This window comes from Bradyrhizobium erythrophlei, from assembly GCF_900142985.1.
GTDB classification, from domain to species: Bacteria; Pseudomonadota; Alphaproteobacteria; order Rhizobiales; family Xanthobacteraceae; genus Bradyrhizobium; species Bradyrhizobium erythrophlei_B.
Map to the genome: position 1 here is coordinate 5056176 of NZ_LT670849.1, position 24420 is coordinate 5080595.

Annotated in this window: 26 protein-coding genes; 20 read left to right on the forward strand and 6 right to left on the reverse strand. The window is 62.7% G+C overall.

Annotated elements, in window-relative coordinates:
• The first annotated feature begins 65 nt into the window (after window positions 1–65).
• Window positions 66–251 carry a hypothetical protein gene (locus BUA38_RS24070; protein ID WP_072821809.1) on the forward strand — a complete coding sequence of 62 codons (186 nt, stop codon included), beginning with the start codon at window positions 66–68 and terminating at the stop codon, window positions 249–251.
• Window positions 252–272: 21 nt separating this feature from the next.
• Here the strand turns inward: BUA38_RS24070 and BUA38_RS24075 are convergent, their stop codons facing one another.
• From BUA38_RS24075 to chrA, 5 genes are all read right to left on the reverse strand, one after another.
• A complete protein-coding gene (locus tag BUA38_RS24075; RefSeq protein WP_072821811.1) occupies window positions 273–1190 on the reverse strand; it encodes an amidohydrolase family protein in 918 nt (305 codons plus the stop codon).
• Complete coding sequence (locus tag BUA38_RS24080; protein WP_072821813.1) at window positions 1190–2140, reverse strand: DUF1932 domain-containing protein; 951 nt, start codon at window positions 2138–2140, stop codon at window positions 1190–1192. Before BUA38_RS24080 ends, BUA38_RS24075 begins: the two co-directional genes overlap by 1 nt.
• Before the next feature lie 24 nt (window positions 2141–2164).
• Window positions 2165–3154, reverse strand: a complete 990-nt coding sequence (locus tag BUA38_RS24085; protein ID WP_072821815.1) for a Bug family tripartite tricarboxylate transporter substrate binding protein — start codon at window positions 3152–3154, stop codon at window positions 2165–2167.
• Window positions 3155–3300: 146 nt separating this feature from the next.
• Window positions 3301–4113, reverse strand: coding sequence for a class I SAM-dependent methyltransferase (locus BUA38_RS24090; protein ID WP_072821817.1), 813 nt, complete (start codon window positions 4111–4113; stop codon window positions 3301–3303).
• Between the two features lie 107 nt (window positions 4114–4220).
• On the reverse strand, window positions 4221–5447 hold the full coding sequence (gene chrA / locus BUA38_RS24095; protein ID WP_072821819.1) for a chromate efflux transporter: 1227 nt from the start codon (window positions 5445–5447) through the stop codon (window positions 4221–4223).
• A 123-nt stretch (window positions 5448–5570) separates the two neighbouring features.
• Between chrA and BUA38_RS24100 the strand changes: the two genes are divergently transcribed.
• The 9 genes from BUA38_RS24100 to BUA38_RS24140 all read left to right on the forward strand — a co-directional run bounded on the left by BUA38_RS24100 (window position 5571) and on the right by BUA38_RS24140 (window position 17859).
• The gene (locus BUA38_RS24100; protein ID WP_072821821.1) at window positions 5571–6674 is read left to right on the forward strand and encodes an MBL fold metallo-hydrolase; all 1104 of its coding nucleotides are present in this window, start codon (window positions 5571–5573) and stop codon (window positions 6672–6674) included.
• Window positions 6675–6677: 3 nt separating this feature from the next.
• The gene (locus tag BUA38_RS24105; RefSeq protein ID WP_244553036.1) at window positions 6678–7295 is read left to right on the forward strand and encodes an SCO family protein; all 618 of its coding nucleotides are present in this window, start codon (window positions 6678–6680) and stop codon (window positions 7293–7295) included.
• 120 nt (window positions 7296–7415) lie between these two features.
• A complete protein-coding gene (locus tag BUA38_RS24110; RefSeq protein WP_072821823.1) occupies window positions 7416–8102 on the forward strand; it encodes a response regulator in 687 nt (228 codons plus the stop codon).
• Window positions 8089–9459: an ATP-binding protein gene (locus BUA38_RS24115; RefSeq protein ID WP_072821825.1), complete on the forward strand. Its 1371-nt coding sequence runs from the start codon at window positions 8089–8091 to the stop codon at window positions 9457–9459. Before BUA38_RS24110 ends, BUA38_RS24115 begins: the two co-directional genes overlap by 14 nt.
• 126 nt (window positions 9460–9585) lie before the next feature.
• Window positions 9586–10290, forward strand: a complete 705-nt coding sequence (locus BUA38_RS24120; protein ID WP_072821827.1) for a putative quinol monooxygenase — start codon at window positions 9586–9588, stop codon at window positions 10288–10290.
• Window positions 10291–10500: 210 nt separating this feature from the next.
• The gene (locus BUA38_RS24125; protein WP_072821829.1) at window positions 10501–12054 is read left to right on the forward strand and encodes a DUF1800 domain-containing protein; all 1554 of its coding nucleotides are present in this window, start codon (window positions 10501–10503) and stop codon (window positions 12052–12054) included.
• A gap of 78 nt (window positions 12055–12132) precedes the next feature.
• Window positions 12133–13326 carry a DUF1501 domain-containing protein gene (locus BUA38_RS24130; RefSeq protein ID WP_072821830.1) on the forward strand — a complete coding sequence of 398 codons (1194 nt, stop codon included), beginning with the start codon at window positions 12133–12135 and terminating at the stop codon, window positions 13324–13326.
• A 152-nt stretch (window positions 13327–13478) separates the two neighbouring features.
• Complete coding sequence (locus tag BUA38_RS24135) at window positions 13479–15875, forward strand: bifunctional diguanylate cyclase/phosphodiesterase (protein ID WP_072821832.1); 2397 nt, start codon at window positions 13479–13481, stop codon at window positions 15873–15875.
• A gap of 145 nt (window positions 15876–16020) precedes the next feature.
• A complete protein-coding gene (locus tag BUA38_RS24140; protein ID WP_072826387.1) occupies window positions 16021–17859 on the forward strand; it encodes a potassium transporter Kup in 1839 nt (612 codons plus the stop codon).
• A 15-nt stretch (window positions 17860–17874) separates the two neighbouring features.
• Here the strand turns inward: BUA38_RS24140 and BUA38_RS24145 are convergent, their stop codons facing one another.
• A complete protein-coding gene (locus BUA38_RS24145; protein ID WP_072821834.1) occupies window positions 17875–18270 on the reverse strand; it encodes a hypothetical protein in 396 nt (131 codons plus the stop codon).
• A gap of 458 nt (window positions 18271–18728) precedes the next feature.
• Between BUA38_RS24145 and BUA38_RS37020 the strand changes: the two genes are divergently transcribed.
• From BUA38_RS37020 to BUA38_RS24185, 10 genes are all read left to right on the forward strand, one after another.
• Window positions 18729–18953 carry a hypothetical protein gene (locus BUA38_RS37020; RefSeq protein WP_156898689.1) on the forward strand — a complete coding sequence of 75 codons (225 nt, stop codon included), beginning with the start codon at window positions 18729–18731 and terminating at the stop codon, window positions 18951–18953.
• The gene (locus tag BUA38_RS37025) at window positions 18950–19126 is read left to right on the forward strand and encodes a hypothetical protein (RefSeq protein ID WP_156898690.1); all 177 of its coding nucleotides are present in this window, start codon (window positions 18950–18952) and stop codon (window positions 19124–19126) included. Before BUA38_RS37020 ends, BUA38_RS37025 begins: the two co-directional genes overlap by 4 nt.
• A gap of 76 nt (window positions 19127–19202) precedes the next feature.
• Window positions 19203–19472, forward strand: coding sequence for a hypothetical protein (locus tag BUA38_RS24150; RefSeq protein ID WP_072821836.1), 270 nt, complete (start codon window positions 19203–19205; stop codon window positions 19470–19472).
• A gap of 35 nt (window positions 19473–19507) precedes the next feature.
• Window positions 19508–19672 carry a hypothetical protein gene (locus BUA38_RS24155; RefSeq protein WP_244553357.1) on the forward strand — a complete coding sequence of 55 codons (165 nt, stop codon included), beginning with the start codon at window positions 19508–19510 and terminating at the stop codon, window positions 19670–19672.
• Between the two features lie 18 nt (window positions 19673–19690).
• Window positions 19691–19993 carry a hypothetical protein gene (locus BUA38_RS24160; RefSeq protein WP_072821838.1) on the forward strand — a complete coding sequence of 101 codons (303 nt, stop codon included), beginning with the start codon at window positions 19691–19693 and terminating at the stop codon, window positions 19991–19993.
• On the forward strand, window positions 19990–20172 hold the full coding sequence (locus BUA38_RS24165) for a hypothetical protein (RefSeq protein ID WP_072821840.1): 183 nt from the start codon (window positions 19990–19992) through the stop codon (window positions 20170–20172). Before BUA38_RS24160 ends, BUA38_RS24165 begins: the two co-directional genes overlap by 4 nt.
• Window positions 20157–20639, forward strand: a complete 483-nt coding sequence (locus BUA38_RS24170) for a GNAT family N-acetyltransferase (protein WP_072821842.1) — start codon at window positions 20157–20159, stop codon at window positions 20637–20639. Before BUA38_RS24165 ends, BUA38_RS24170 begins: the two co-directional genes overlap by 16 nt.
• A gap of 104 nt (window positions 20640–20743) precedes the next feature.
• A complete protein-coding gene (locus BUA38_RS24175; protein WP_072821844.1) occupies window positions 20744–22000 on the forward strand; it encodes a CaiB/BaiF CoA transferase family protein in 1257 nt (418 codons plus the stop codon).
• 231 nt (window positions 22001–22231) lie between these two features.
• Complete coding sequence (locus BUA38_RS24180) at window positions 22232–23206, forward strand: quinone oxidoreductase family protein (RefSeq protein WP_072821846.1); 975 nt, start codon at window positions 22232–22234, stop codon at window positions 23204–23206.
• Between the two features lie 7 nt (window positions 23207–23213).
• Complete coding sequence (locus BUA38_RS24185) at window positions 23214–24068, forward strand: type 1 glutamine amidotransferase domain-containing protein (RefSeq protein ID WP_072821848.1); 855 nt, start codon at window positions 23214–23216, stop codon at window positions 24066–24068.
• Window positions 24069–24420: the final 352 nt, after the last annotated feature.

Below are 24420 nucleotides of genomic sequence, written 5' to 3' on the forward strand. Positions count from 1 at the left end.
CAGCGCCGAATTTTGCCCCAATCACACCCGGATATGGCATCGGGCGTTTCAGTAGGGGACTACCAATGGCGTACAAGCGGACTGAAGTTGCTATCGAAAAAATCATAGCATCTTGCGATGGCAACATGCGGGGGGCGCTTGAGGCGCTTATGCTCGTGAACGAACACCTCGAGGAAGAACTGCAGCGGCTCTACACGATCATGTCGCTGGGTGACGAGGGTGAGGAATACCGTTTCGAAACGGTGCATTGAAAAGTCTTCCTTTTTAGCTTTTCAGGCTTCCTCCGGCCAATACAGCCGCATCGGATTACCGGCGAGCAGCTTCTGTTGCAACTCGGGGGTCGCTGCGATGTGCGGGATAAAGTCAACGAGCAGGCCGTCGTCCGGCATGTGGCCTTTCAGGTTGGGATGGGGCCAGTCCGTGCCCCACAGGACGCGGTCGGGGAAGGTTTCGATCAGCGTTTTCGCAAACGGGATGACGTCCTGGTAGGCATTCTGTTCGCCGTTTAGCGCGGGCGGCCCCGAAACGGACAACCGTTCCGGGCAGCTGACCTTCGACCACACGTTATTGTGGCGTTGCATGAAGTCCACGAACCGGGCGAATTCCGGCCCGTCCACGGGCTTGGTGACATCAGGTCTGCCCATGTGGTCGACCACGATGGTCGTCGGCAGGCTGGTGAAGAAATCGATCAGCTCCGGCAGATCGACCGCCTCGAAATAGATCACGACATGCCAGCCGAGTTTGGCGATGCGCCCCGCGATCTCCATCAACTCGTCCTTGGGCGTGAAATCCACCAGCCGCTTGACGAAGTTGAAGCGCACGCCGCGAATACCGGCCGCGTGCAACGCCTGCAATTCGGCATCGGTGATATTTCGCTTCACCGTGGCAATGCCGCGCGCCTTGCCGTTCGCCGCGCGCAACGCATCGACGACGGCGGAATTGTCGGCGCCGTGACAGGTTGCCTGCACGATCACGTTGCGCGAGAAGCCGAGATGATCGCGCAATGCAAAGAGCTGGTCCTTCGAGGCGTCGCAGGGCGTATATTTTCGCTCCGGCGCAAACGCGAATTGGTCGCCGGGCCCGAACACATGGCAATGCGCATCGACCGCGCCTGCGGGCAATTTGAAGCGCGGCTTTGCGGGGCCGGCGTACCAGTCGAGCCAGCCGGGGGTTTTCTCGAATTTGGCCATCAGTCTTTCTTTGCTTTTTTCTTGGCGGCGATGTCACCGATGATCCGGTCCGCTTCCGTGCGCCAGTCGGCCGCTCGTGCGAATTCTTCTGTCCCGCGTTCGCCGAACAGGCCCTGGTCGGCGAGATCAGCGATAAAGGCCTGGCGCTCGGCGGTGCCTTGCGACGACCATGGCTCGAGACCGATCTCGCGCACGGTCTCGGCGACCTCGCGCACTTCCTCGCTGCGTCGCCTGCCATGTTCGATCACACGCTGGAAGAAATAGGCGCCTTGCTTTTCCCAGTCGATGCCGGGGAAGGTCTCTTTCAGCGACACCAGCACCGCATCCTCGACGCCATAGGCGCGCGCGGTGGTGAAGCTCTCGATCACCATGGCCTCCAGCCCCTTGATCATCACGCTGCGGCACATCTTCACGGCCGAGGCGACGCCGAGCCGGTCGCTCGCCACCTTGGCGGCAAAGCCCAGCTCGACCAGGTGCGGCGCCAACGCCGCCGCATCGCCGCCGCCGAGCAACAGCGGCACCTTCAAGCGGAGAGGCGGCACGGATGTCATCACCGCGCCCTCGACATAGCGGGCGCCGGCGCTGTCGATCATGGCCGCCGCGCGCTGCTTGGCGCCGGGCGAGGCCGAGTTGAAATCGAGATACCACGCGCCGCGCTTGACAGCCTCGGCGCACGCTTTGGCAACCGGCACGGCCTGGCTTGCGGTCACCGCCGAGACGAGAAGATCGGATTGCGCGGCCAAATCCGCATGCGAAGCCGTGAGCGCGACGCCATGTTGCCGGGCGTGGTCGCGTAAAGGTTTGCCCGACTGGTCGCTGCGCAGCTTGATGTCGTAGGCTGTGACCTTGATGTCCTGCTGGCGCAGGTCCTCGGCAAGGATGCGGCCGACTTCGCCATAGCCGATCAGGCCGACGTTCCATTCTCTCGGATCGCTCGATAGGGGAGTCATGGGCGCGTGTCTCCGCGGACGTTATTATTGCTTCGGAATATGGGCCTTCTCGATCACGGCCCGCCATTTGTCGATGTCGGATTTCAGCCGCTCCCCGATCGCTTCCGGCGTACCGGCCCGGGCTTCGACGCCGAACGCGAGCAGCTTCTTCCTGACCTCGGCATCACCCAGAATTTCCTGCAAGGCGCTGTTGAGTGTCTTGATCACATCGGGCGGCGTACCTGTTCGTGCGAACATCGCGTTCCACGACACGACGTCATAATCGGCCACGCCGCTTTCCTTCACCGTGGCCAGATCCGGGGTCGATTCCGAGCGTGTCGCGCCGGAAGAGGCCAGCGCACGGAGCTTGCCGTCGACGATGTTGCCCTGGAGCACCGAATAGCTGTCGATCACGAGCGACACGTTGCCCTGCAACAAGGCGACCTCGGCGTCGTGGTTGCCGCGAAAAGGCACCAGCGTGAAGTCGACATTGGCTGATGTCTTGAACAGCTCGGCGGACAGATTCTGCGTCGAGCCGACATTGATGGTGCCGACATTGAGCGCGCCCGGTTTCGCCTTGGCCGCCGCAACGAAGTCGCCAAGCGTCTTGAAGCCGGATGAGGCGCTGGTGACGAAGGCGAAGTCGAAAAATCCAAGGCTCGAGACCGGCGTGAAATCCTTCACCGGATCGAATGGCAATTTCTCGAACAGGGAGACGCTGACCGCCGTGCCGTTGGTCAGCATGGTCACGGTATAGCCGTCGGCAGGCGCGGAGATGGCGTTACGTGCGGCGGTGATGCCGCCGGCGCCGGGCTGGTTCTCGACGTAGAAGCGCTGGCCGAGTTTCTCCGAAAGCTTGTCCGCCACCACGCGCGCGGTGGTGTCGGCGACGCCGCCGGCGGCAAAGGGCACGACGAAGCGCACTGGCCTGACAGGATATTTTTCCTGCGCCGGCACGGCTTGCGTTGCGCCGATGAACAGAAAGGCGAGGGACGCCAGCAAAAGGCGTCGGTGGTGACGTGCAAATGTCTTCATCGCGGCGCACGATAGTGGGGCGAAGCGGACGATTCAATCCGTTCCCGGAGGATGCGGCCATGCTTTCCGGGGGCAAGCCTATCGCGTCAATCATCGGTTTCTGCCAGGAGCCAAACGGGATGTGGCTCGATGACTCCGTCGGAGCCTTATCGGCGCCGGGCGGTCGTGAGCAGCGCAGGCCATTTGAGCACGATGTTTCCTGCCGGTTGCCGATAACGTTCCGAGCCTCGCAGGATAGCCTGCTCGATGGCATGACGGATCTCCGGCGTCTGCGCCTCAATCAGCATGGGTGTTCGCACCGTGCCCCGATGCAGAGCGTCGAGAACCGCCTGTGGTGTGTCACCGGTCCAGACAAGAGGCAGCTTTTTGAAAGAAGGCTCTGCGAAACCCGCAGCGAGCAGGGCAGAACGGCACTCACCTTCGTCGCCAAAGCGGAACAGCGGCGGGGCAAGAGGTAGCGGCACGCCCATATCGGCATGCGGCTGCACTGCCTGTCCGACAAGTGCGAAGAACTCCCCATCAGGGGTCCAGGACGTCAAGGCAAAGCGCCCGGTCACCGGCCGCAGCACACGCACGACTTCGGCCAGCACCCGCTCGGGCCGCTCCATGTGGAGCATGCCGAAGGAGCATGTGGCGGCATCGACGCTTGCATCGGCAAGCGGGATGGCCTCAGCGTCGCCGACCCGGAAATCGACGCCCGGATGGCGCCGGATGGCCTCGGCGATCATGGTCGGGGCGAAATCCATTCCGATAACATCGGCACCACGCCGAGCTGCCGTGGCGGCAAGCGAGCCGGTGCCACAGGCAATGTCCAAAACGCGCACGCCGAGCGTTGCCCCAACGGCCTCCATCAATGGGTCGATCGCTCCAAGCGTCACCAGGCCTATCGTGTCGTCCCAATAACCAGCCTTGCGGTCCCACCCCTCCAACTCGGCGTCGCGAAAGCTTGGTCCGGTCATTGCCGCCTCCCCATCCTGCGCGTTTTGATCGGGAACAGCCGTTGGCAGCTTACTCGATCTTCAGGGCTAGTGTCCCGGCTCTGACGTTCGTATCATTTCGCGGTGGACTAGAGAAATTGCGACAGCGTGCCCGCCGCGGCGAGCAGCACAACCACGACCCAGGACGGCAGTTTCCAGACCGTCAGCAGCAGGAAGCCGAACAGCGCCAGCGCGAAGTCGCGCGGGGCGAGGACCGCGCTGGTCCAGACCGGGTTATACAGCGCCGCGCCCAAAATGCCGACCACGGCGGCGTTGGTGCCGCGCATCGCCGCTTGCGCTGTGGGGCGGGTACGAAAGGAGTCCCAGAACGGCAGCATGCCGTAGACCAGCAGCATGCCCGGCAGTAGCAGCGCAAACAGCGCGATCGCCGCGCCAGCGAAGCCGTTCGGCGGCGTGTTCATGACCGCGCCGAGATAGGCGGCAAATGTAAACAGCGGCCCTGGCACGGCCTGCGCCAATCCATAGCCTGCGAGAAATGTCTCGTTGCTGACCCAGCCCGGGGTCACGACTTCGGCCTGCAACAGCGGCAGCACGACATGCCCGCCGCCAAACACCAGCGCGCCGGAGCGATAGAAGGCGTCGAACACCGCAAGCCCATGCGAGCCGCCGGCAGCCACGACCAACGGCGTCGCCACCAGCAACACCGCGAACAGCACCAGCGCGATGCCGCCGGCCCTTCGCGAAACCGGAAAGTTCAATCCCCCGGAAGCCGGCGCACCCTCGGCGCGGCATAACCAAAGTCCGGCGAGCGCGCCGAGCACGATTCCCCCGATTTGCGCCAACGATCCCGGAAACAGCACCACGACCGCAAGCGCGGCGAGCGCGATTGCGGCGCGTGGCTTGTCGGGGGTGAGGCTTTTGGTCATGCCCCAGATCGCTTGCGCCACCACGGTGACTGCGACGAGCTTCAGCCCGTGCAAAAAGCCCTGCGCGAGTGGTCCGGTGAAGCGGCCGGCGACGCTGGCAAAGGCGAACATGATGATGGCCGAGGGCAGGGTGAAAGCGAGCCACGCCGCAAGTCCGCCAAGAAGACCGTTGCCGTGCAAGATCCCTAAGGAAAAGCCGACCTGGCTCGACGCCGGGCCGGGCAGAAACTGACACAGCGCGACGAGATCGGCATAGGTTGTTTCATCGAGCCAGCGTCGCCGGATCACCAGTTCTTCGCGGTAGTAGCCGAGATGGGCGATCGGACCGCCAAACGACATCACCCCTAACTTGAGAAAGGCCGCGAACACTTCGCCAACGGAGCCGCGCGCCTGCGGTGCGGCAGCCTCTTGCGGCGCGGATAGGTTCATGGCGTTCTCCGGAAGTCAGGTCGTCCTGACGACATATCACAACCGCCGGCGGCACCGCCATTTGCATTGACAGGCCAGCCGGCCGGCCCTGTACTCTCGGGCCATCGACCTGGGGAGAGACGGATGGCGAATTTCAATCGACGTGACGCGCTGAAAATGTCCGCTGGTTTTGCTGCCGCGACGGCAGGCGGATTTTCCTGCATCGAGCTCGCCAAGGCGGGGCCGATCCAGGTGCCCACCATCGACAAGCTCAGCGTCCGCGTGATCGTCGACAGCGCCAGCGATATCTTCTTCAAGCCGGCGGAAGTCGCCGGTGTGAAGACCGAGCCCGGCCGTTCCTCGAATTCGCTGCTTCCGCTGCACAGCGAATGGGGATTGTCGCTTTTTCTCGAGCCGCAACGCGGCGACCTCAAGCGCACGTTGCTGCTCGACTTCGGTTGGACGCCCGAAGCCATCAACGGCAACATGGAATTGCTGAAGGTCGATCCGTCGAAAGTCGACGCGCTCGTCATGAGCCACGGCCACTGGGATCATCTCGGCGGCATCATGGGGTTCCTCGATCGGCACCGCAAGTCGATGCCATCAGACCTTACGATCTATGCCGGCGGCGAAGACAATTTCTGCCAGCGCTACCAACGTTCCCAGGGCGGCGACCTCAGCGACTACGGCATGCTCGACCGCCGCGATCTCGCCAAACGCGACGTCAAGGTGATGCTGTGCGAAACGCCGACCGTGATCGGCGATGTCGCCTTCACCACCGGCAAGATCAAGCGTAACTCGATCGAAAAGGTGCTGCCGAATTCGATGGTCGAGTTCAAGCAGAAGGACGGCGCCGGTTGCAACTGGAGTCACTACTTGCCGGCCGAAATGGAAGGCAAGATCGTGCCCGACGAGCACATCCATGAGCATGCGACCTGCTTCAACCTGAAGGACAAGGGCCTCATTGTCATTTCGTCTTGCGGCCATGTCGGCATCGTCAATTCGGTGCGGCAGGCGATGGAAGTCTCCGGTGTCGACAAGGTCCACGCCATCATGGGTGGTTTCCATCTCGGGCCCGCACCGGCCGATTATCTGACGCAGGTCGTCGCCGAGATCGGCAAGCTCAACCCGGACGTGCTGATCCCGATGCATTGCAGCGGGCTCAATTTCACGCAAGAAGCGCACCGGCAGATGCGCGGCAAGGTGCTGACCACCACGACCGGTACCCGCATCACCTTCGGCGCCTGAGCGGTGCCGATCAGGCAAGCAAAAACGTGGCTCACGATTGCCACGCTACTCGCCTTCGGCCTGCCGCTCGCGAAAGCCGGCGAGCCGCCGGATCGGTTCACCGCCGTCGAAATGATGGAAGACCTGATGTATGGCCGCGGCACGGTCGGTGGACCGTTCACGCTGACCGACCAGGCAGGCGAGAGGCGCAGCGACAGCGACTTCCGCGGCAAGCTGATGATCGTCTATTTCGGTTACACGTTCTGCCCCGACGTGTGTCCGGCCGACCTGATGGCGATCACGCAGGCGCTCGATGCGCTGGGGCCTGAGGCCGACGGCATCCAGCCGATCTTCATCACCATCGATCCCAGGCGCGACACCAAGGTGCTGGGCGAATATCTCAAAGCCTTCCACAAGAGCTTCATCGGCCTGACCGGCACGCCCAATGAAATCCGTAAAGTCGCCAACGCCTATAAGGCATTTTACGCCAAGCTGCCGCCCGCGCGAGACGGCGACTACGCGATCGACCACACCGGCATCATCTATCTGATGGGCCGGAACGGCGAATATCTCGGCTTCATGCCGCCGCAGACCGACCCGGAAAAGCTGACTGAAATCCTGCGCAAGCATCTTTCGAAGTAGCTGAATTCTTACATCAGCCTTACGGCGAGCCGGTTTCGTTAACCGCAGGCCGTCTGCACGCTTGTCGTTCCCCGCAAAAGGGCTCAAAGCTTGCGGGAAATAATCCGGCCGGCCTCAGCCATGCGGCTCCTCGTGATCGAAGACAATGCGACGCTGTCCGAACTGCTCGCCAAGGGCCTGCGGACGGCTGGCTACGAGGTCGATCTGCTCGCAACCGCGGCCGAGGCGCGCGCCGTGCTGATGACCACGACCTATGCGGCCGTTATTCTCGATCTCGGGCTGCCGGATGGCGATGGGCTCGCGGTGCTGCGCGAACTGCGCCATCGCAAGGACTCGACGCCGGTGCTGGTGCTCACCGCGCGCGGCGGCTTGCAGGACCGCGTCTCGGGACTGCGCAGTGGCGCCGATGACTACATGGTGAAACCCTTCGCGCTGGAAGAACTGGTGGCGCGGCTCGAGGCGCAGCTGCGCCGGCCGGGCCAGCAGCTCGGCAACTCCCTGCATATCGCCAATCTCGAATTCGATTTGCGCGGCCGCCAGGCTTTGATCGACGACCAGCCGCAGGTGTTGTCGGCGCGCGAGACCGACGTGCTCGAGCTTCTGATGCGCAGCAAGGGCAGGGTGGTTTCGAAGAAGCAGGTCGAGGATCACATCTTCGGTCTCTCCGGCGACGTCGCCTCCAATGCCGTCGAGGTTTACGTCCATCGCCTGCGCAAACAGCTCTCGGACCGGGGCGCCAAGGTGACGATCCACACCATCCGCGGCGTCGGCTATCTCATCGCTGAGGAAAAGCGTGATCCGGTTTGAGTCGATCATCTCGCGCATCGTGATCCTGCATGTGATCGTGGTCGCGATCACATCGGTCCTGATGTCGGCGGCGCTATCGTGGCTCTTGAGCGTCGCCACCAGCAACATCCACAATCAGGCGATGCAAGAGCAGGCGGTGTCGCTGGCCGAACATCTGGCGCCACGGGCCGACGGCACGCTCGCGCTCAATTTGCCGCCGAGCCTGCAAGGTCTCTATTCGCAGCCCTATGGCCGCTATGCCTACGCGGTCATCGACGAGAATGGAAAGACGCTGTTCTCGTCGCGGAAGGACAACACGCCGATCTTTCATGTCGATGCCAATGGCGGCACGGTGCAGTTTCTGGATACCCATATTGGCGACGCCGCGATCTCGGGAGCCAGCATTCGCCGCAGCGTCGGCGGCAAGACGGTGTGGGTGCAGGCGGCCGAAGACCTCGCCAACAGCGACGTGTTGATCGACGACATTGTCGACGACTTCTACCGGCATGTCGGCTGGATCACGCTGCCGATCCTCCTGGTGTTGCTTGTCATCGATATCGCGATCTTTCGACGCGCGTTGTGGCCATTACGCCAGGCGTCCGAGACCGCGCAGCAAATCACGCCGGCGCGCACCGACATCCGCCTGCCGTTCGAGGAAATCCCGACCGAGGTGCGGCCGCTGGTTTCCGCGATCAACAAGGCGCTCGACCGCCTCGACGAAGGCTTTCGCTTGCAGCGCGAATTCACAGCCGACGCCGCGCATGAATTGCGCACGCCGCTCTCGATCCTGCGCACCCGCGTCGAGACGCTCGACGATCCCGGCGTTGCCAAGGCGCTGCATCAGGATATCGAGGCGATGAGCCGCGTCGTGAGCCAGCTGCTCGACATCGCCGAGCTCGAAGCCTTCACGATCGATCCGTCCGAAGTCGCCGACCTGCAAGCCGCGAGCGCCGAAGTGGCGGGCTTCGTCGCGCCGCTCGCGCTCGAACAGGGCCGCGAGATCGCGCTGTTGGGCGCGACCGCGCCGGTGTTCGTCAAGGGCAATGCCGAGATGATCAAGCGGGCGATTCGTAACCTCGCGGAAAACGCGATCCGCCATGCGCCGAAAGATACGGTTGTGGAGTTCGTGGTCGAGGAGAATGGCACGGTGTCCATACAAGACCGCGGGCCCGGCATTTCGGAGGAGGAGCGCGAACTGATCTTCCGCCGCTTCTGGCGGCGCGACCGCAACAGCCAGGGCGGTTCGGGGCTTGGATTATCGATCGTGCAGCGCATCGCCGAACTGCATGGCGCGACCATCGAGGTCGAGAACCGGGTGATGGGCGGTGCGCAGTTTTCCCTGCATTTTATTCCGGCGTCGGGTCCCGCCAAGGCTTGACGCCGGCCCGCCTCGTGCGGTCAACATAGCGCCGTTCAAAAGCCCCGCGAGGCAGGACGGACTGCGGGGAAAGATCAAAGGACGCCTCTCAAACAGGGTCCCCGTCGTTTCTGGAGGAATTCACAAATGCATCGTTCCTTTCTGGCGGCTGTCATCGCCGTGGCCGGCTTTGTCGCCGTGGGCTCTGCCGCGCGGGCTCAAACACCGCCGCCGGCGCTGGATCCAAGCCAGCCCGCGACCATTGTCGTCTACACCGAAGTCGCGCCCGCGAAGGCGGCCGAGGCTCGCAAGCTCGTGCTCGCTTATGTGGCTGCCGCCCGCAAGGCCGATGGCGCCGTGCAGATCGATGCCGGGCAGCGCGTTTCCGATCCCGGCCATTTCGGGATTGTCGAACAGTGGAAGTCCCTCGCCGCCAAGCAGGCCTTTGCGCAAACCGATGCTTACACGAAATTCCGCGCCGCGCTCGATCCGCTGCGAAGCGCAGCCTATGACGAACGCATTCACAACGCGCTGTCGGTCGGCGCTTCGAAGCCGGCGCCCGCTGGCGCAATCCTGGTGCTGACGCATGTGGATGTGATCCCGACCCAGGTCGAACCAGGCACGGCCAAGGTGAAGGCCTTCGTCGAGGAAGGCCGCAATGCGCCGGGCAATCTCCGCTTCGACGATGTCGTCCAGGCCAACCGCAAGAACCACTTCACGGTGATCGAGACCTGGAAATCGCCATCCGACAAGAATGGCTGGATTTCGGGCAAGAGCGCGCGCACCTTCCGCGAGGAATTGCAGCCGATGGGCGGCGCGCTTTACGACGAGCGCGTGTTCAAGGTTCTGTAGTCAACTCTCGCCTCACCTCTCCCCGTGTGCGGGGAGAAGGGGTTTTGAGCGCGACGACGGTCAATCATGGCGGGAAGTTAATCTTTCCCGCCATGAATCTTTTGGTTCATCTTTTTCGCCACGATTTTCCGGTATCTGTTCAGAGCCTATTCATGCGTGCTGCGCCAAAGTGGCGAGCCTTCCACGGGATTGCATGACGAGCCCGCGCCAATGGAACCGAACGATCCGAGCCAGTTCCGCCGCCGCCTGATCCGCATTTTTTCCGCCTGCGCGGCGATCGCGGTGGGCGCGGCCATCACGCCAGCCAACGCCGCCGACCTGGCCCCGCACGACCTGATCCTGCTCGACCGCCTGACCTTCGGCGTCAACGCCTCGAGCGCGGCGCATCTGCAAGCCGTCAGTGTCGAGCGCTGGCTCAACGAGCAACTGCATCCGCCGGCGAATTCGACATTGCCGCAGGCCGCGCAATCGCAGATCGAACCGATGTCGGATCTGTACAAGTCGCCGCTCGAAATTCTGACGTCGTTCGATGGGCAGGCGAAAAGCGCCAACCAGGTCGCCGACCCCGACCAGCGCAAGGCCGCACAGCAGGTCTATCAGCAGGCGATGAACGACCGGATGAAGCAGGCGCAGGCGCGCTCGATCCTGCATGCGCTCTATGCGCCGGACCAGTTGCGCCAGCGCATGACCTGGTTCTGGTTCAACCATTTCAACGTGCATCAGTACAAGTCGAACCTGCGCGTGATCGTCGGCGATTACGAAGACCGCACCATCCGCGCGCACGCGCTCGGCAAGTTCCGCGATCTCCTGGTTGCGACGCTGCGGCACCCCGCGATGCTACGCTATCTCGACAACACCGACAATGCCAACGGCCATCTCAACGAGAACTACGCCCGCGAGATCATGGAGCTTCACACCATGGGTGTCGGCTCCGGCTACTCGCAAGCCGACGTCGAGGCCTTGGCGCGCATTCTCACCGGCGTCGGCATCGACATCAAGCCGGAAGAGCCGAAGCTCAATCCCGAGCAACGCCCGCTGCTGGTGCGCGATGGCGCGTTCGAATTCAATCCGGCACGGCACGATTTCGGCGACAAGACGTTTCTTGGGCACCAGATCAAAGGCCGTGGCTTTGCCGAAGTCGACGAGGCGATCGATATTCTCGTGCATCATCCTGCGACGGCTACCCACCTGTCGAAGCAGATCGCGACCTATTTCGTATCGGACAATCCGCCGGATTCGCTGGTGCAAAAGATGGCGCAAACTTTCAAGACATCGGACGGCGATATCGCTTCCGTGCTCGCCACCATGGTGCATTCGCCCGAATTTGCCGCATCCCTGAAGCCCGGCGTGAAAATCAAGGACCCGGTGCATTACGTATTCTCGGCCGTCCGGCTTGCCTACGACGACAAGGTGATCCTCAATACCGCACCCGTTCAGAACTGGCTCAATCGTCTGGGCGAGGGGCTGTTCAATCACGAAACGCCGGATGGCTATTCGATGGTCTCGGCATCCTGGAATGGTCCAGGACAGCTGACGTTGCGCTTCGAGATCGCGCGCCAGATCGGTTCGGGCTCGGCCGGCCTGTTCAAGCCGGATGGGCCGAACGCGGTCGACAAGCCGGCATTTCCGCTGATCCAGAATGCGCTCTACTTCAACGGTCTGCGCCAGACGCTGGGTCCGGCCACGCTGGCCGCGCTCGACCAGGCGGTGTCGCCGCAGGACTGGAACACGCTGTTTCTGTCGTCGCCCGAATTCATGCGCTGAAATCGCGAGCATGATCCGAAAAAGTGGGAACCGGTTTTTCGAAAAGATCATGCTCAAACTCCACAAAGGAGAGCCAACATGAACCGACGTGAACTGATCAAGGCTTTTGCCGGCGCCGTGCCGCTGACGGTCGCAGGCCGCGTCTGGGCCGCACCCGCGACCGATGCGCGGCTGCTCGTGGTGTTCCTGCGCGGCGCGTACGATGCGGCCAACATCGTTGCTCCGGTCAGTAGCGAGTTTTATCACGCGGCGCGCCCGACGCTTCACCTCGCCAAGCCCGACGCCGGAAATCCGAACGCTGCGCTGTCGCTCAATGCCGATTGGGGCCTGCACCCGTCGTTGCGCGACAGCATCTATCCGCTATGGGCCAAGCGCGAGATCGCCTTCGTGCCGTTCGCCGGTACGTCGGACGATCTCACGCGCAGCCATTTCGAGACGCAGGACACGATCGAACTGGGACAAACGACCGGCGGGTCGCGCGATTTTCGTTCCGGCTTCATGAGCCGGCTCGCGGCCGAGTTGACGCGCGCCAAGCCGATTGCGTTCACCGATCAACTGCCGCTGATCTTCCGCGGCAAGACGCAAACGCCGAACATCGGTATCAACAGCGTCGGCAAGCCCGGCGTCGACGATCGTCAGGCCCGGCTCATCAAGGACATGTATGCGCAAAGCGATCTCTCGTCGTCGGTCTCCGAAGGTTTCCGGATTCGCGACGACGTCTATCGCTCGATCTCGGAAGAGATGACCGCGGCCAATCGCGGCGCGGTGTCACCGCGCGGCTTTGAACTGTCGGCGCGCCGCATCGGCCGCCTGATGCGTGACCAATTCAATCTCGGCTTCGTCGACGTCGGCGGCTGGGACACCCACGTCAACCAGGGTTCGGCAATCGGCTATCTCGCCGATCGCATGGGCGAACTCGGTCGCGGCCTTGCGGGTTTCTCCGAAGAGATCGGGCCCGCCACCTGGCGCGACACCGTCGTCGTCGTGATCTCCGAATTCGGCCGCACCTTCCGCGAGAATGGCGATCGCGGCACCGATCACGGTCACGGTAGCGTCTACTGGGTGATGGGCGGCGGCATCAATGGCGGACGCATCGTCGGCGAGCAGATCAAGGTCGAGCAGGCGACACTGTTTCAGAATCGCGATTATCCGGTGCTGACCGATTATCGCGCGATGTTTGCAGGTTTGTTCCAACACCTCTACGGGTTGCAGACGGCGAATCTCCAGCGGATCTTTACCGGCGTGCATCCGATGGAACTCGGATTGGTTTAAGCAGGCCGATCCGAACGTCTACCGGCGATTTTTGCAAATGCATGGCTGTCCATCGGACGATAAATGTCATGTCTTGCACTCGATTTACGTGACCTTCACGGAGTCGAAGGTAGGTTCCGCTGACGAAAAGTATACGAAAGCGGAATTTTCTCATGCTGAAAATTTATAACTGTATCACGGAGGCGCATGACCTGCGGCTCGTTGCACTTGCCGCTTTTGTGTGCGTTCTGGCGTCGGTCGCCGCCATCAGGCTGCTGCGTTATGCCCGAAAGTCAGCGGGCCGCATGCGCAGTGTATGGTTGACGGTTTCTGCCATTTCGACGGGCTTCGGCATCTGGGCCACGCATTTCGTCGCGATGCTCGCGTTCACGCCGGGGATTCCGAGCGGCTATAATATCGCGTTAACCGTGTTCTCACTGATCGCCGCGGTGCTGCTCACAGGCCTCGGCCTCTCGGTATCGCTGACTGAAAACTGGCGTCACGGACCTTGGGTCGGGGGCGCCATCGTCGCCGGCGGTATCGCAGCGATGCACTATCTGGGCATGGCCGCGTTCGAGGTCGCGGGCACCATCGCGTGGGATCCTGTACTGGTGGCGGCTTCGATCGTGGTTGGTGCGCTGATCGGCGCAATCGCGTTGCCGGTCGGCCTGCATGGCGAAAGCGAGAAATGGAAGATCGGCGGCGCGCTGTTGCTGACGCTTGCGATTTGCAGCCACCACTTCACCGCGATGGGCGCGGTCTCGATCACTCCCGATCCGACGCGCGTGGTTTCGCAGTCGGCGCTGCCGGCCGAATGGCTCGCAATGGGCGTTGCGATTGCAAGCGTTGCCATTCTCGCCATGTCGGCCGCAGCCGTCGTCATCGATATTCGCGATCACCGCCGCTCCGAACTCGAGACCGTTCGCATGCGCGATCTGGCGGACGCTTCCGTCGAGGGGCTTCTGGTTTGCGACGGGCAAAACATCGTCTCGGCCAACAAGAGCTTCTCGCAGCTTGCCGGCACGCCCGCCAATGGCCTTGTCGGCGGTACGCTCGAAAACTGCTTCCCGGACCCGATCGCACGCTTCAAGCTGATGTCGAAGCCGAACCAGCCGGTCGAAACCGAACTGCGTCACCGCGACGGCTCGATGACACCGGTCGAACTGATCATGCGGCCGATCATCTTCGCCGAGCGCCCGCATCACGTCATCGCGGTTCGCGATCTGAAGGCACGCAAGGACGCCGAGCAGCACATTCACTTCCTGGCGCATCACGACGCGCTGACGGGCCTGCCTAACCGGAGCTTCTTCAACGCGCGCGTCGATCAGGAGATGGCTGCGCTCGCGCCCGGCAAGAGCCTTGGCGTACTCTGTCTCGACCTCGACCGCTTCAAGGAGATCAACGATCTGTTCGGGCATGCCGCCGGCGATCGCACCTTGCAGACGTTTGCATCGCGCGTCGGTGCGCTGCTCGATGACCGGCAGATGATGGCGCGGCTCGGCGGCGACGAATTCGCCATTCTGGTGCCCGATATCGCGGGTCCGGCGGCGGCCGGCCGGCTTGCCGAATCCATTTTCGAAACGCTTCGCGATGCGAGCGATGCGCCGGAAATCACCATTGCAACCTCGATCGGCATTGCGCTCAGCCCCGACGATGCGGTCGACCGCCAGGCGCTGCTCAACCATGCCGACGTCGCGCTCTACCGCGCGAAAGAGGAAGGCCGCAACACTTACCGCTTCTTCGAGGCCAAGATGGGCGCCGAAGTCCGCGACCGCCGCCAGCTCGAACATGATTTGCGTCTTGCGATCTCGCGTGACGAATTGTGGCTCGCCTATCAGCCCCAGCTCGATATCCGCAGCAGCAAGGTGGTCGGCTTCGAGGCACTGGTGCGCTGGAGGAATCCCGCGCGCGGCGAAATCGCGCCCGGCGTCTTCATTCCGATCGCCGAAGAGATCGGCGCCATCCTGCCGATCGGCGACTGGGTGCTGACCGAGGCCTGCCGCGAGGCCGCGAGCTGGAAAACGCCGCTCAAGGTCGCCGTCAACGTCTCGGCCGTGCAGTTGCACAATCCGTCATTTGCCCAGCAGCTTCATCAGACGCTGATCGAGACCGGCCTGCCCGCCAAGCGCCTCGAGATCGAGATCACCGAAACGGCGCTGGTGCGCGACCTCAACCGCACGCTGGCGACTTTGCGCCAGGTCAAGGCGCTGGGCGTCGAGATCGCGATGGACGATTTCGGCACTGGCTACTCTTCGCTTTCGAACCTGCGCGCCTTTCCGTTCGACCGGATCAAGATCGACCGCTCGTTCATCAAGCAGGTCCACTCCAACCAGCAGGCCGCCACGATCGTGCGCGCCGTGCTCGGCCTCGGCAAGGGCCTCGGTCTTCCGGTGATCGCCGAAGGGGTCGAGACCAACGAGGAACTGCGCTTCCTCCAGGAAGAAAGCTGCGACGAGGTCCAGGGCTATCTGCTGGGCCGGCCCGCGGCGATCGGCAGCTTCCGCCAGTACACCCATTCGGACACGGACCAGCCGCTGGCTGAAACCGTCCGCAAGGTCGCCAACGGCTGAGGTTGCCTTCAAGGTGGCTTGGCTGTCGCAATATCAGGCGATAGTTTACGGGAACGGGGCCAATGGCCCTATCCTCCAGGGCGGCCGTTCCGTGACCGAACAAGCGATCATTTCCTCCGAAACGCGGCAGGCGCCGCAGGGCAAGATGTCGGCGTTGGCGCTGTCCGCGCTCGGCATCGTGTTCGGCGATATCGGCACCAGTCCGCTTTATACGTTCAAGACCGTGCTCGGCACCGCGGAGATGCCATCGGATCCAGCGACGGTGCTGGGCGCGCTGTCGCTGGTGCTGTGGACGCTCTTTGTCATCACCACGGTGAAATACGTTTCCTTCGCCATGCGCGTCGACAATGACGGGGAGGGCGGCATCCTTGCGCTGATGGCGTTGCTCGGCGTGAAGAAACATCACCGGCCGAGCATCGTTGCGGTCGGTCTGTTCGGCGCGGCGTTGATCTATGGCGATGGCGCGATCACGCCGGCGATCTCGGTGCTGTCGGCGCTGGAAGGGGTCAACATGGCTACGCCCGCGCTTCAGCCCTATGTGGTGCCGGCCGCGGTCGTGATTCTTCTGGCGCTGTTTGCGATCCAGTCGCGCGGCACGGCGGAGATCGGGCATTTTTTCGGACCGATCATGCTGGTCTGGTTTGTCGCGATGGCGGTGATGGGCGTCGCGGGCATCGCGCGGCATCCGATGGTGTTTGCCGCGCTCAGCCCGTCCTACGGATTGTCTTATCTGTTCTCGCACGGCATGACCGGCTTTCTGGTGCTGGGTGCGGTGTTTCTCTGCGTCACCGGCGCGGAAGCGCTTTACGCCGACATGGGCCATTTCGGCAGCCGTCCGATCAAGCTCGCCTGGTTTGGCATCGTGTTTCCGAGCCTGATCCTCAACTATGCCGGCCAGGCGGCGCTGGTGCTCGAGGGCGCGCCGACCGACGGCAATATCTTCTTCCGCCTTTGCCCCGAGCCGCTGCTATTGCCGTTGATCGGGTTAGCTACGATTGCGACCATCATCGCCAGCCAGTCGATCATCACCGGCGCATTCTCGATGACACGGCAGGCGATCCAGCTTGGCTGGTTGCCGCGACTCTACATCAAGCAGACCTCGTCCGAAGGCTACGGCCAGATCTATGTCGGCGTCGTCAACTGGCTCTTGATGATCGTCACGGTGGGCCTGACCATCGTGTTCGGCAAGTCCGACAACCTTGCCGCCGCCTACGGCATCGCGGTATCCGCGACCATGCTGATGACGTCGGCGCTGCTCTTCATTGCGATGCGCGAGATCTGGGGCTGGAGCGTGTGGGCTGCGGGCTTTGTCGCCGGCTGTTTTCTGGTGGTCGACAGCGCGTTCTTTCTCGCCAACCTCACCAAGATTGCCGAAGGTGGCTACGTGCCGCTGGTGCTGGCGCTTCTGATCTACGGGGTCATGTGGATCTGGCACCGGGGTGCTGCGGCCGTGTCGCAGCGCATGCGTGAGGCGCTGATCCCGGTCGATGATTTCATGAAGCGGACGCAGGCCGCCGGCATTCCGCGCGTGCCGGGCACTGCGGTGTTTCTCACCCGCGCCGAGCGTGACATCCCGCCGGTGATGGTGTGGCACGTCAAGCATAACCGCGCGCTGCACGAGCATCTGTTCGTGCTGCGCGTCGAAATCCGTTCAGTGCCGTGGGTGTTCGGCGAACAACGCCTCACGATCGAGGAAGTCGCGCCGAACTTCTGGCGGGCCGAAGCGCATTTCGGCTTCATGGAGCGCCCGCACATTCCGGAACTGCTGGCAGCTTCCAAATCGCTCGGCTGCACGGTCGATCTGGCCGATGTCACCTACTACGTCGGGCATGAGACCGTGATCCACCGCGATGACGGCATGGGCATGCCGGCGTGGCAGGAAAAATTCTTCGCGGTGATGGAGCGCAACGCGGTCCATGTCAGCGACTTCTTCAGTCTGCCGAACGACCAGGTGGTCGAGATCGGTCGGCAGATCGCGATCTGACAGCTTACACCAGCCTTACGGCTTCGGTCCCTTCGACGCGCAGGCGCCGTTCGCGCATTTCAGGTTTGAGGTGACGACCGTTCCGCCCTTGTTCGGTGGGATGACCGGCGGATTCGGCCGTGGCCCCGGCGGCTGATTGAGCGCCGCATTCGAACTCAGGCCCGGTGAGGTCACGCCGGGCGAGGTGGGCTTGACCGTATTCGCGACCGCACCCGGCTTGGGCGGGGTCGGCGGGGATGGCGTGTGGATGACGGCGCCGCCAACGCTAGGTGCAGGCTTTGCGACACCGCCGATCTTGTTCTGCTGCGTCTTCGCGCCGCCGAGCGTGCTTTGCGCCAGCGCGGGCGACGTGCTCGCAACCGCGATGCCGAGTGCGCCGGCCAGCATCAGCCGGATAGTCTGTGTGTTCATGGCGGCGCCTCGCGTGAAACGGCTTCGACAACACCATAGGTAAACCTGCCACGCGCTCCCGCCAAGAGTCGAGCGTGGCTATTTTCCGGCTATTATCGGCAAGCCGCCGGAAACAAATTTGACACGTCGGGCAAATCACCGGCATAGGTCCATCGTTGGAAATATAAAGCCGCAGGAGCCGGAAACGGACCTGCGGGATTTTGTTTTCGAAATCGGGCGGCGGCCGCTAGTGCCCACTTTCCGAAGTTCGTATTCCATCGCCGCACTTCGCGAACTTCGGAAAGTCATGGGCACTAGCAAATCTACTCATTCTAGTGCCGCATTCTATTTGAAGTTCCTGGATCGAATTTGCCGCTTGTGGTGCAGGAACTTCAAATAGGCGGCACTAGGCGCAATAATCTCGTTGTGCTTCAGGCAAGGCGCCATCGAAGCGCGCCGCCGTCCGAACCATTTTGCCGATGCGCGCGAACGCGTCGGCCGCGGCCCCTCTGATTCTCTCTCTGGAGGGACAAGGTTCGCGCCCCAAATGGGCCCGCGCGCATGAAACGCGCCGGCTCTGCCGCGCCATTCATCATCCTCAACTCAAGAGAGAGAGAACCTGCATGGCCGCTTCCGCCGCCTATCTCATTGCGCTTGCGCTGACGCTGTTGATCCTCGTCGTGCTCTGGGAGGGTTTTTCGTGAGCGCGGAGATCATTCCATTCGTTCCGCAGACGTGCCGCGAGCGTCGCCCGCTCAACATCTCGCACCTGTTCCGCTCGCGGCCTCGGGAAAACGATCTCGTGATGGATCACGCCGACGCCGCGCCCTGCGAGATTCTGCCAACGCACGAAACCTGCGAGGACGATGTCAGCTAGCGCGCATCTTTGCGCCAACGCCGCCGCGCCACCCGATTTGCGAGAACTCGAAGCTCCAGGAGACTTTCAATCCGCCATGGCCAAGGCCGTTACCGAAATCCGCTCATTGGCGCGAAGCCACACGCGCACCGCACTGAACGTCCTCGTCGCCGTGATGCGCAACACCAAGGCGACGCCGCCGGCGCGGGTCGCGGCCGCGAACGCGATCCTCGATCGCGGCTGGGGCAAGCCGACGCAATCGCTGGGCAATGACGAGAACGCCCTTGAACTGATTCATCGCATCGAGCGTGTGATCGTGCAGCCTGATCATGTCGACGCTGAAAATCCCGACCGCGAAAGTCTTTGAGCCGCTGCTGGCGCCGAGCCGGTACAAGGCCGCGTTTGGCGGCCGAGGCTCGGGAAAAATTCCTGATATTCGACAAAGTACTTGCACTCGGCTCAACCGACGGGCTCACCGGATTTGCTTCGACGACGGCCAATCTCATCGTGGCGTCTTATTTCGCCAAACGCGGCTTCGAGAACGTCGCAAGGATCATCAAGCGATGATCCGGAAAGCGTGCCGCCATGGCTGATATCAGTGAGGACACCATCCGCGCCGTCGTGGCCGAGACGTTGGGCGAACGACAGCGGATCCATAATGGCGACATCGAAGCCGTCGTCGATCGCGCGATCGCGACGGTGCTGGCATCGTTCGGGATCGAGGAGGACGATCGCCGCGAGCTGCGCGCCGATTTCCAGCACTTGCGGCGATGGCGCAAGAGCGTCGAGCAGGCTCAGGGTTTTACCTTCAAGGCCGTCATCAGTGTCATCGTGGCCGGCTTTCTCGGAGCGGTATGGCTCGGCATCAAGGTGATGCTGGGAAAATGATCTACGCGGTATTGCTGCTGATCGCGCTGCTGACATCGTCGCCGGCAGACGCCATCCCGTGCTGGGTCGTCAGGCGCGCCGTGGCGCAATATGGCGAAGCGGCCGCTGAAGCGTTCGCGCGTGCGAAAGGGTTTTCACCGAAGGACATCGAGCGGGCGAAGCGATGTCTCAAATCCTGACCTACCGCATTCGCGAGGTGGACGGGCGCGACGATGAGATCGCCGACGTCCTTGCCGAACTGCATCGCCTGACTTTCTTCAGCGGCGCCTCCATTCCGGCGTTCGATCGGGGCCACTGGTGGCTCGCTTTTCACGAGGCCGCGCCGGTCGCCTTCGCCGGCGTCATTCCCTCGACGCATATTCGGAACGCCGGATATTTCTGCCGCGTCGGTGTTGTGCAGCGCCACTGGGGCCATCGCCTTCAGTTGCGGTTGATGCGGACCATGGAGGCGCGGGCGCGACGCAATGGCTGGAGCTGCGTGGTGTCAGATACGACCGGCAACGTCGTCTCCGCCAACAATTTCATCCGCGCCGGTTATCGGATGTATCGGCCAGCCTGCCCGTGGGCATTTCCGGATACGCTTTACTGGCAAAAGCGTCTCATTTCCGGTGCTTCTTCTCATAGCACCCATTCGAAAAGGCGATAGCGGCCCCGTCCAGCCGACTTCTCTTGGAAGGATCGCAAGGACGCGTGTACAATCTTCCTCAACGATCCCGACAGGGTCGAGCAACGGGAAGGAACGCGCCGATCATGAGACCGAAACTGCCAGGCCGGGTACCGAGAGAGAAGGGCGCCCCGACTGCCCTGGACGGTCTTCTGGTCGTCGATTTCACCCGCGTCGTTGCCGGTCCCGCCTGCACGCAGACGTTGGCGGATTTCGGCGCCAATGTCATCAAGATCGAAAATCCCGAAGGCGGCGACGACTCGCGGCACTATGAGCACGCCGACCTTGCCGGCGAGAGCGCGGCCTTTATCAGCCTGAACCGCAACAAGCGTGGCATTGCGCTCGATCTCACCAAGCCCGAAGCGTGCGCGGTGGCGCGCGAATTGATCGCGCGGGCCGATGTGGTGGTCGAGAATTTTTCGTCCGGTGTGATGAAAAAATATGGCCTCGACTACGCGTCGGTCGCGCCTCATCACCCGCGTCTCGTCTATTGCTCGATCTCGGCCTATGGCCGCAAAGGTCCGTTTGCCTCGCGTCCGGGCTTTGATCCGATCACACAGGCCGAAAGCGGCTTCATGTCGCTCAATGGTTTTGCAGATGGCCCGCCGGTGCGAACAGGTCCGCCGGCGGTCGATATGCTGACAGGCATGTCGGCCTGCAACGCGATCCTTCTGGCGCTGCTCGCCCGCGACAAGCTTGGCCGCGGCCAGCATGTGGAGGTGGCACTGTTCGACATGGCGCTCGGCATGACGCAGTTCTACGGCATGGCCTACCTGATGAGCGGCGTAAATCCGAGCCGTCAGGGCAATTCCCCGAACGGCTCGCCGTCGGTCGGCGTGTATCACGGCTCGGACGGACCGTTCTACATCGCCTGCGCCAACGATCGCCTCTATCGCCGCTTGGTCGTTGAGGTCATGAACCGTCCCGATCTCGTCAGCGGTGAATTCGGCGACCGGCGTTCGCGCACGGCCGGCCGGGATAAATTGCGCGCCATCCTCACCGACGTCTTTGCGACCGACACCCGGGAGAACTGGGTTGCCAGGATGAAAGCGGCGAATATCCCGGTCGGTTATCTGCGCACCGTCGAGGAAGCCTTCAACTCGCCGGAAGCACGCGAACGTCATCGCGTCAGCGAAATCCCGCATCCGAAGGCAGGCGCGGTTCCGAATATCGAAACTCCGCTCAATCTTTCGCTGACGCCGGCGATCGATCCGATCGCGGCGCCCTTGCTTGGCCAGCACACCCGCGAAGTGCTGCACGACACGCTCGGCTATGATGAGGCGCGGATCGCCGAACTGGCCGAAGCCGGCGTGTTCGGCAAGGTACTAGTGACGGCCGGTTGATCGCCGTCACCTCGTCGAGGATGAAAAAGCCCGGTGGCCGTATGGCCGCCGGGCCTTTTTTCGTTTCTGGAGCAGCCATTGACGCCGTTTCAGCTTTCGCCAGTCGCGGGGGCGTGTATTTTCGCTTTCCGCACGGCGATATAATAAGGTGACGGCCCCGCGCTCCCGGCGCGGCAAAAAGGCTCTCTCATAACGTTCCATTCCCCGTTCCATTCCCAAGGAGTATTTCCCATGACGCACGCCATCCGCTTTCACAAGACCGGCGGTCCCGAAGTCCTTGTCTGGGAGGAGGTCAATGTCGGCAAGCCGGGGACGGGGGAAGTGCGTATTCGCCACACGGCTGTGGGGCTCAATTTCGTCGATATCTATAATCGCTCCGGCGTCTATCCGTTGGCGCTGCCAAGCGGGTTGGGCGGTGAGGGCGCCGGTGTCGTTGAAGAAGTCGGGCCTGGCGTCACTGAGCTGAAGGCAGGAGATCGCGTCGCTTATGGTGCGGCTCCGCTCGGCGCCTATGCCGAAGCACGGCTTATTCCGGCCGAGCGCCTGCTCAAACTGCCCGACAGCATCGATGACAAGACCGCGGCTGCGATGATGCTCAAGGGCCTCACGGTGCAGTATCTCATCCGCCAGACCTATCGCGTCAAAGCGGGCGACACGATCCTGCTTCATGCCGCCGCCGGCGGCGTCGGCCTCATTCTCTCGCAATGGGCAAATCACCTCGGCGCCACCGTGATCGGTACGGTCGGTAGCGACGAAAAAGCCGCGCTCGCCAAGGCTCATGGCTGCGCGCATACGATCGTCTATTCGCGCGAGGATTTCGTGAAGCGCGTCGACGAGATCACCGGCGGCAAGAAGGTGCCGGTGGTCTATGACTCCGTCGGCAAGGACACCTTCCTGAAGTCGCTCGATTGCCTTGCGCCGCTCGGCGTCGCCGCGTTGTTCGGCCAATCCTCCGGCGGTGTCGAACCGTTGAATCTGGGCCTGCTGGCGCAGAAAGGCTCGCTTTACGTTACCCGTCCGACGCTGAACACCTACGCCGCCAAGGCCGAGAGTCTTCGCGCCATGGCGAAGGAGCTGTTCGAGGTCGTGTCATCTGGCGCGGTGAAAATCAACGTCAACCAGACCTATCCGTTGAAGGACGCGGCGAAGGCTCATGCCGACCTCGCGGCGCGCAAGACCACGGGCTCGACCGTCTTGCTGGTGTGAGGCGCGTTTGGCCCGCGTTCTCATCCTCCTGCCGGCGCGGGACTTCGACCCGAGCGAAGCCGCCGTGAGCTGGCAGGTTCTGATGGATGCGGGCCATTCCATCACCTTCGCGACGCCGGACGGCAAGCCTGCCGTCGCCGACGACATGATGCTGACGGGCGAAGGCCTCGATTTCTGGGGCACGATCCCGCTGTTGCGAAGACTGCCGCTGATCGGCCTTTTGATGCGCGCCAACAGCGATGCGCGCAGCGCCTATGCGGCGATGACCATCGATCCGAATTATGCCCGACCGTTACGTTGGGACGAGGTTGACGTTTCCGTCCTCGACGGATTGCTGTTGCCGGGCGGGCATCGCGCGCGGGGCATGCGCGACTATCTCGAAAGCAGGACGCTTCAGCGTTGCGTGGTCGATTTCTTTGATGCGCAAAAACCGGTAGCCGCGATCTGCCACGGCGTTCTGCTCGCCGCGCGCAGCATCTCGCCAAAGACCGGCCAGTCGGTGCTGCACGGCTACAAGAGCACCGCGCTGACCTGGGCGCTCGAAAACAGTGCGTGGAGGGTTGCGCGCATCACGCGATTCTGGGACCCGAACTATTATCGGACCTACCTCGAGCAGACCGGCGATCCCGACGGCTACATGTCGGTGCAGCAGGAGGTCACGCGAGCGCTGGCGAATCCTTCGGACTTTCTCGACGTTCCCGAAACCGATCCGGATTATCGCCGAAAGACCTCCGGTTTGCAGCGCGACACAATAAATGACGCGCGTCCGGCCTTCGTCGTGCGTGACCGCAACTATGTTTCGGCGCGATGGCCGGGTGACGTTCATACCTTCGCGAAAGCCTTTGCCGGCCTGCTGAAATAGTAGGCCCTCCGATAGGCGAAGACTTGGCAGTTATCGCTTCAGACCCTAGTGTGGCGGTTCAGAGGTCCGCATCATCTTCGCCGCGAGTTCGTCATGCGGACCTCTGAACCAAAGCCACACTAGATCAATAAGTTTGCTAGTGTCCTTTCGATTCCGACGTCCGCCAATAAGGGGCCGCACGACCGTGCGGACGTCGGAATCGGGACACTAGCCGAAGCGCAGCCTCCTGTGCTTTGATGCCCTCAAGGCCGGGGCCCAATGAGGCCCTCATACCCAAGCCCGAAAACGGCGGACGACGGTGAAACTCCGTGGCCATCAAGGGAGGTACACTTGGAAACACGTGGTCACACCG

Bases quoted from the DNA above. Each gene is read 5' to 3' on its own strand.
- BUA38_RS24165 (WP_072821840.1), top strand. From the start codon at position 19,990: ATGATCTACGCGGTATTGCTGCTGATCGCGCTGCTGACATCGTCGCCG.
- BUA38_RS24135 (WP_072821832.1), top strand. From the start codon at position 13,479: ATGCTGAAAATTTATAACTGTATCACGGAGGCGCATGACCTGCGGCTC.
- BUA38_RS24100 (WP_072821821.1), top strand. From the start codon at position 5,571: ATGGCGAATTTCAATCGACGTGACGCGCTGAAAATGTCCGCTGGTTTT.
- chrA (WP_072821819.1), bottom strand. From the start codon at position 5,447: ATGAACCTATCCGCGCCGCAAGAGGCTGCCGCACCGCAGGCGCGCGGC.
- BUA38_RS24140 (WP_072826387.1), top strand. From the start codon at position 16,021: ATGTCGGCGTTGGCGCTGTCCGCGCTCGGCATCGTGTTCGGCGATATC.
- BUA38_RS24090 (WP_072821817.1), bottom strand. From the start codon at position 4,113: ATGACCGGACCAAGCTTTCGCGACGCCGAGTTGGAGGGGTGGGACCGC.
- BUA38_RS24080 (WP_072821813.1), bottom strand. From the start codon at position 2,140: ATGACTCCCCTATCGAGCGATCCGAGAGAATGGAACGTCGGCCTGATC.
- BUA38_RS24120 (WP_072821827.1), top strand. From the start codon at position 9,586: ATGCATCGTTCCTTTCTGGCGGCTGTCATCGCCGTGGCCGGCTTTGTC.
- BUA38_RS24180 (WP_072821846.1), top strand. From the start codon at position 22,232: ATGACGCACGCCATCCGCTTTCACAAGACCGGCGGTCCCGAAGTCCTT.
- BUA38_RS24170 (WP_072821842.1), top strand. From the start codon at position 20,157: ATGTCTCAAATCCTGACCTACCGCATTCGCGAGGTGGACGGGCGCGAC.
- BUA38_RS24085 (WP_072821815.1), bottom strand. From the start codon at position 3,154: ATGAAGACATTTGCACGTCACCACCGACGCCTTTTGCTGGCGTCCCTC.
- BUA38_RS24075 (WP_072821811.1), bottom strand. From the start codon at position 1,190: ATGGCCAAATTCGAGAAAACCCCCGGCTGGCTCGACTGGTACGCCGGC.
- BUA38_RS24160 (WP_072821838.1), top strand. From the start codon at position 19,691: ATGGCTGATATCAGTGAGGACACCATCCGCGCCGTCGTGGCCGAGACG.
- BUA38_RS24110 (WP_072821823.1), top strand. From the start codon at position 7,416: ATGCGGCTCCTCGTGATCGAAGACAATGCGACGCTGTCCGAACTGCTC.
- BUA38_RS24130 (WP_072821830.1), top strand. From the start codon at position 12,133: ATGAACCGACGTGAACTGATCAAGGCTTTTGCCGGCGCCGTGCCGCTG.
- BUA38_RS24175 (WP_072821844.1), top strand. From the start codon at position 20,744: ATGAGACCGAAACTGCCAGGCCGGGTACCGAGAGAGAAGGGCGCCCCG.
- BUA38_RS24150 (WP_072821836.1), top strand. From the start codon at position 19,203: ATGGCCAAGGCCGTTACCGAAATCCGCTCATTGGCGCGAAGCCACACG.
- BUA38_RS24125 (WP_072821829.1), top strand. From the start codon at position 10,501: ATGGAACCGAACGATCCGAGCCAGTTCCGCCGCCGCCTGATCCGCATT.
- BUA38_RS24070 (WP_072821809.1), top strand. From the start codon at position 66: ATGGCGTACAAGCGGACTGAAGTTGCTATCGAAAAAATCATAGCATCT.
- BUA38_RS24145 (WP_072821834.1), bottom strand. From the start codon at position 18,270: ATGAACACACAGACTATCCGGCTGATGCTGGCCGGCGCACTCGGCATC.
- BUA38_RS37020 (WP_156898689.1), top strand. From the start codon at position 18,729: ATGCGCGCGAACGCGTCGGCCGCGGCCCCTCTGATTCTCTCTCTGGAG.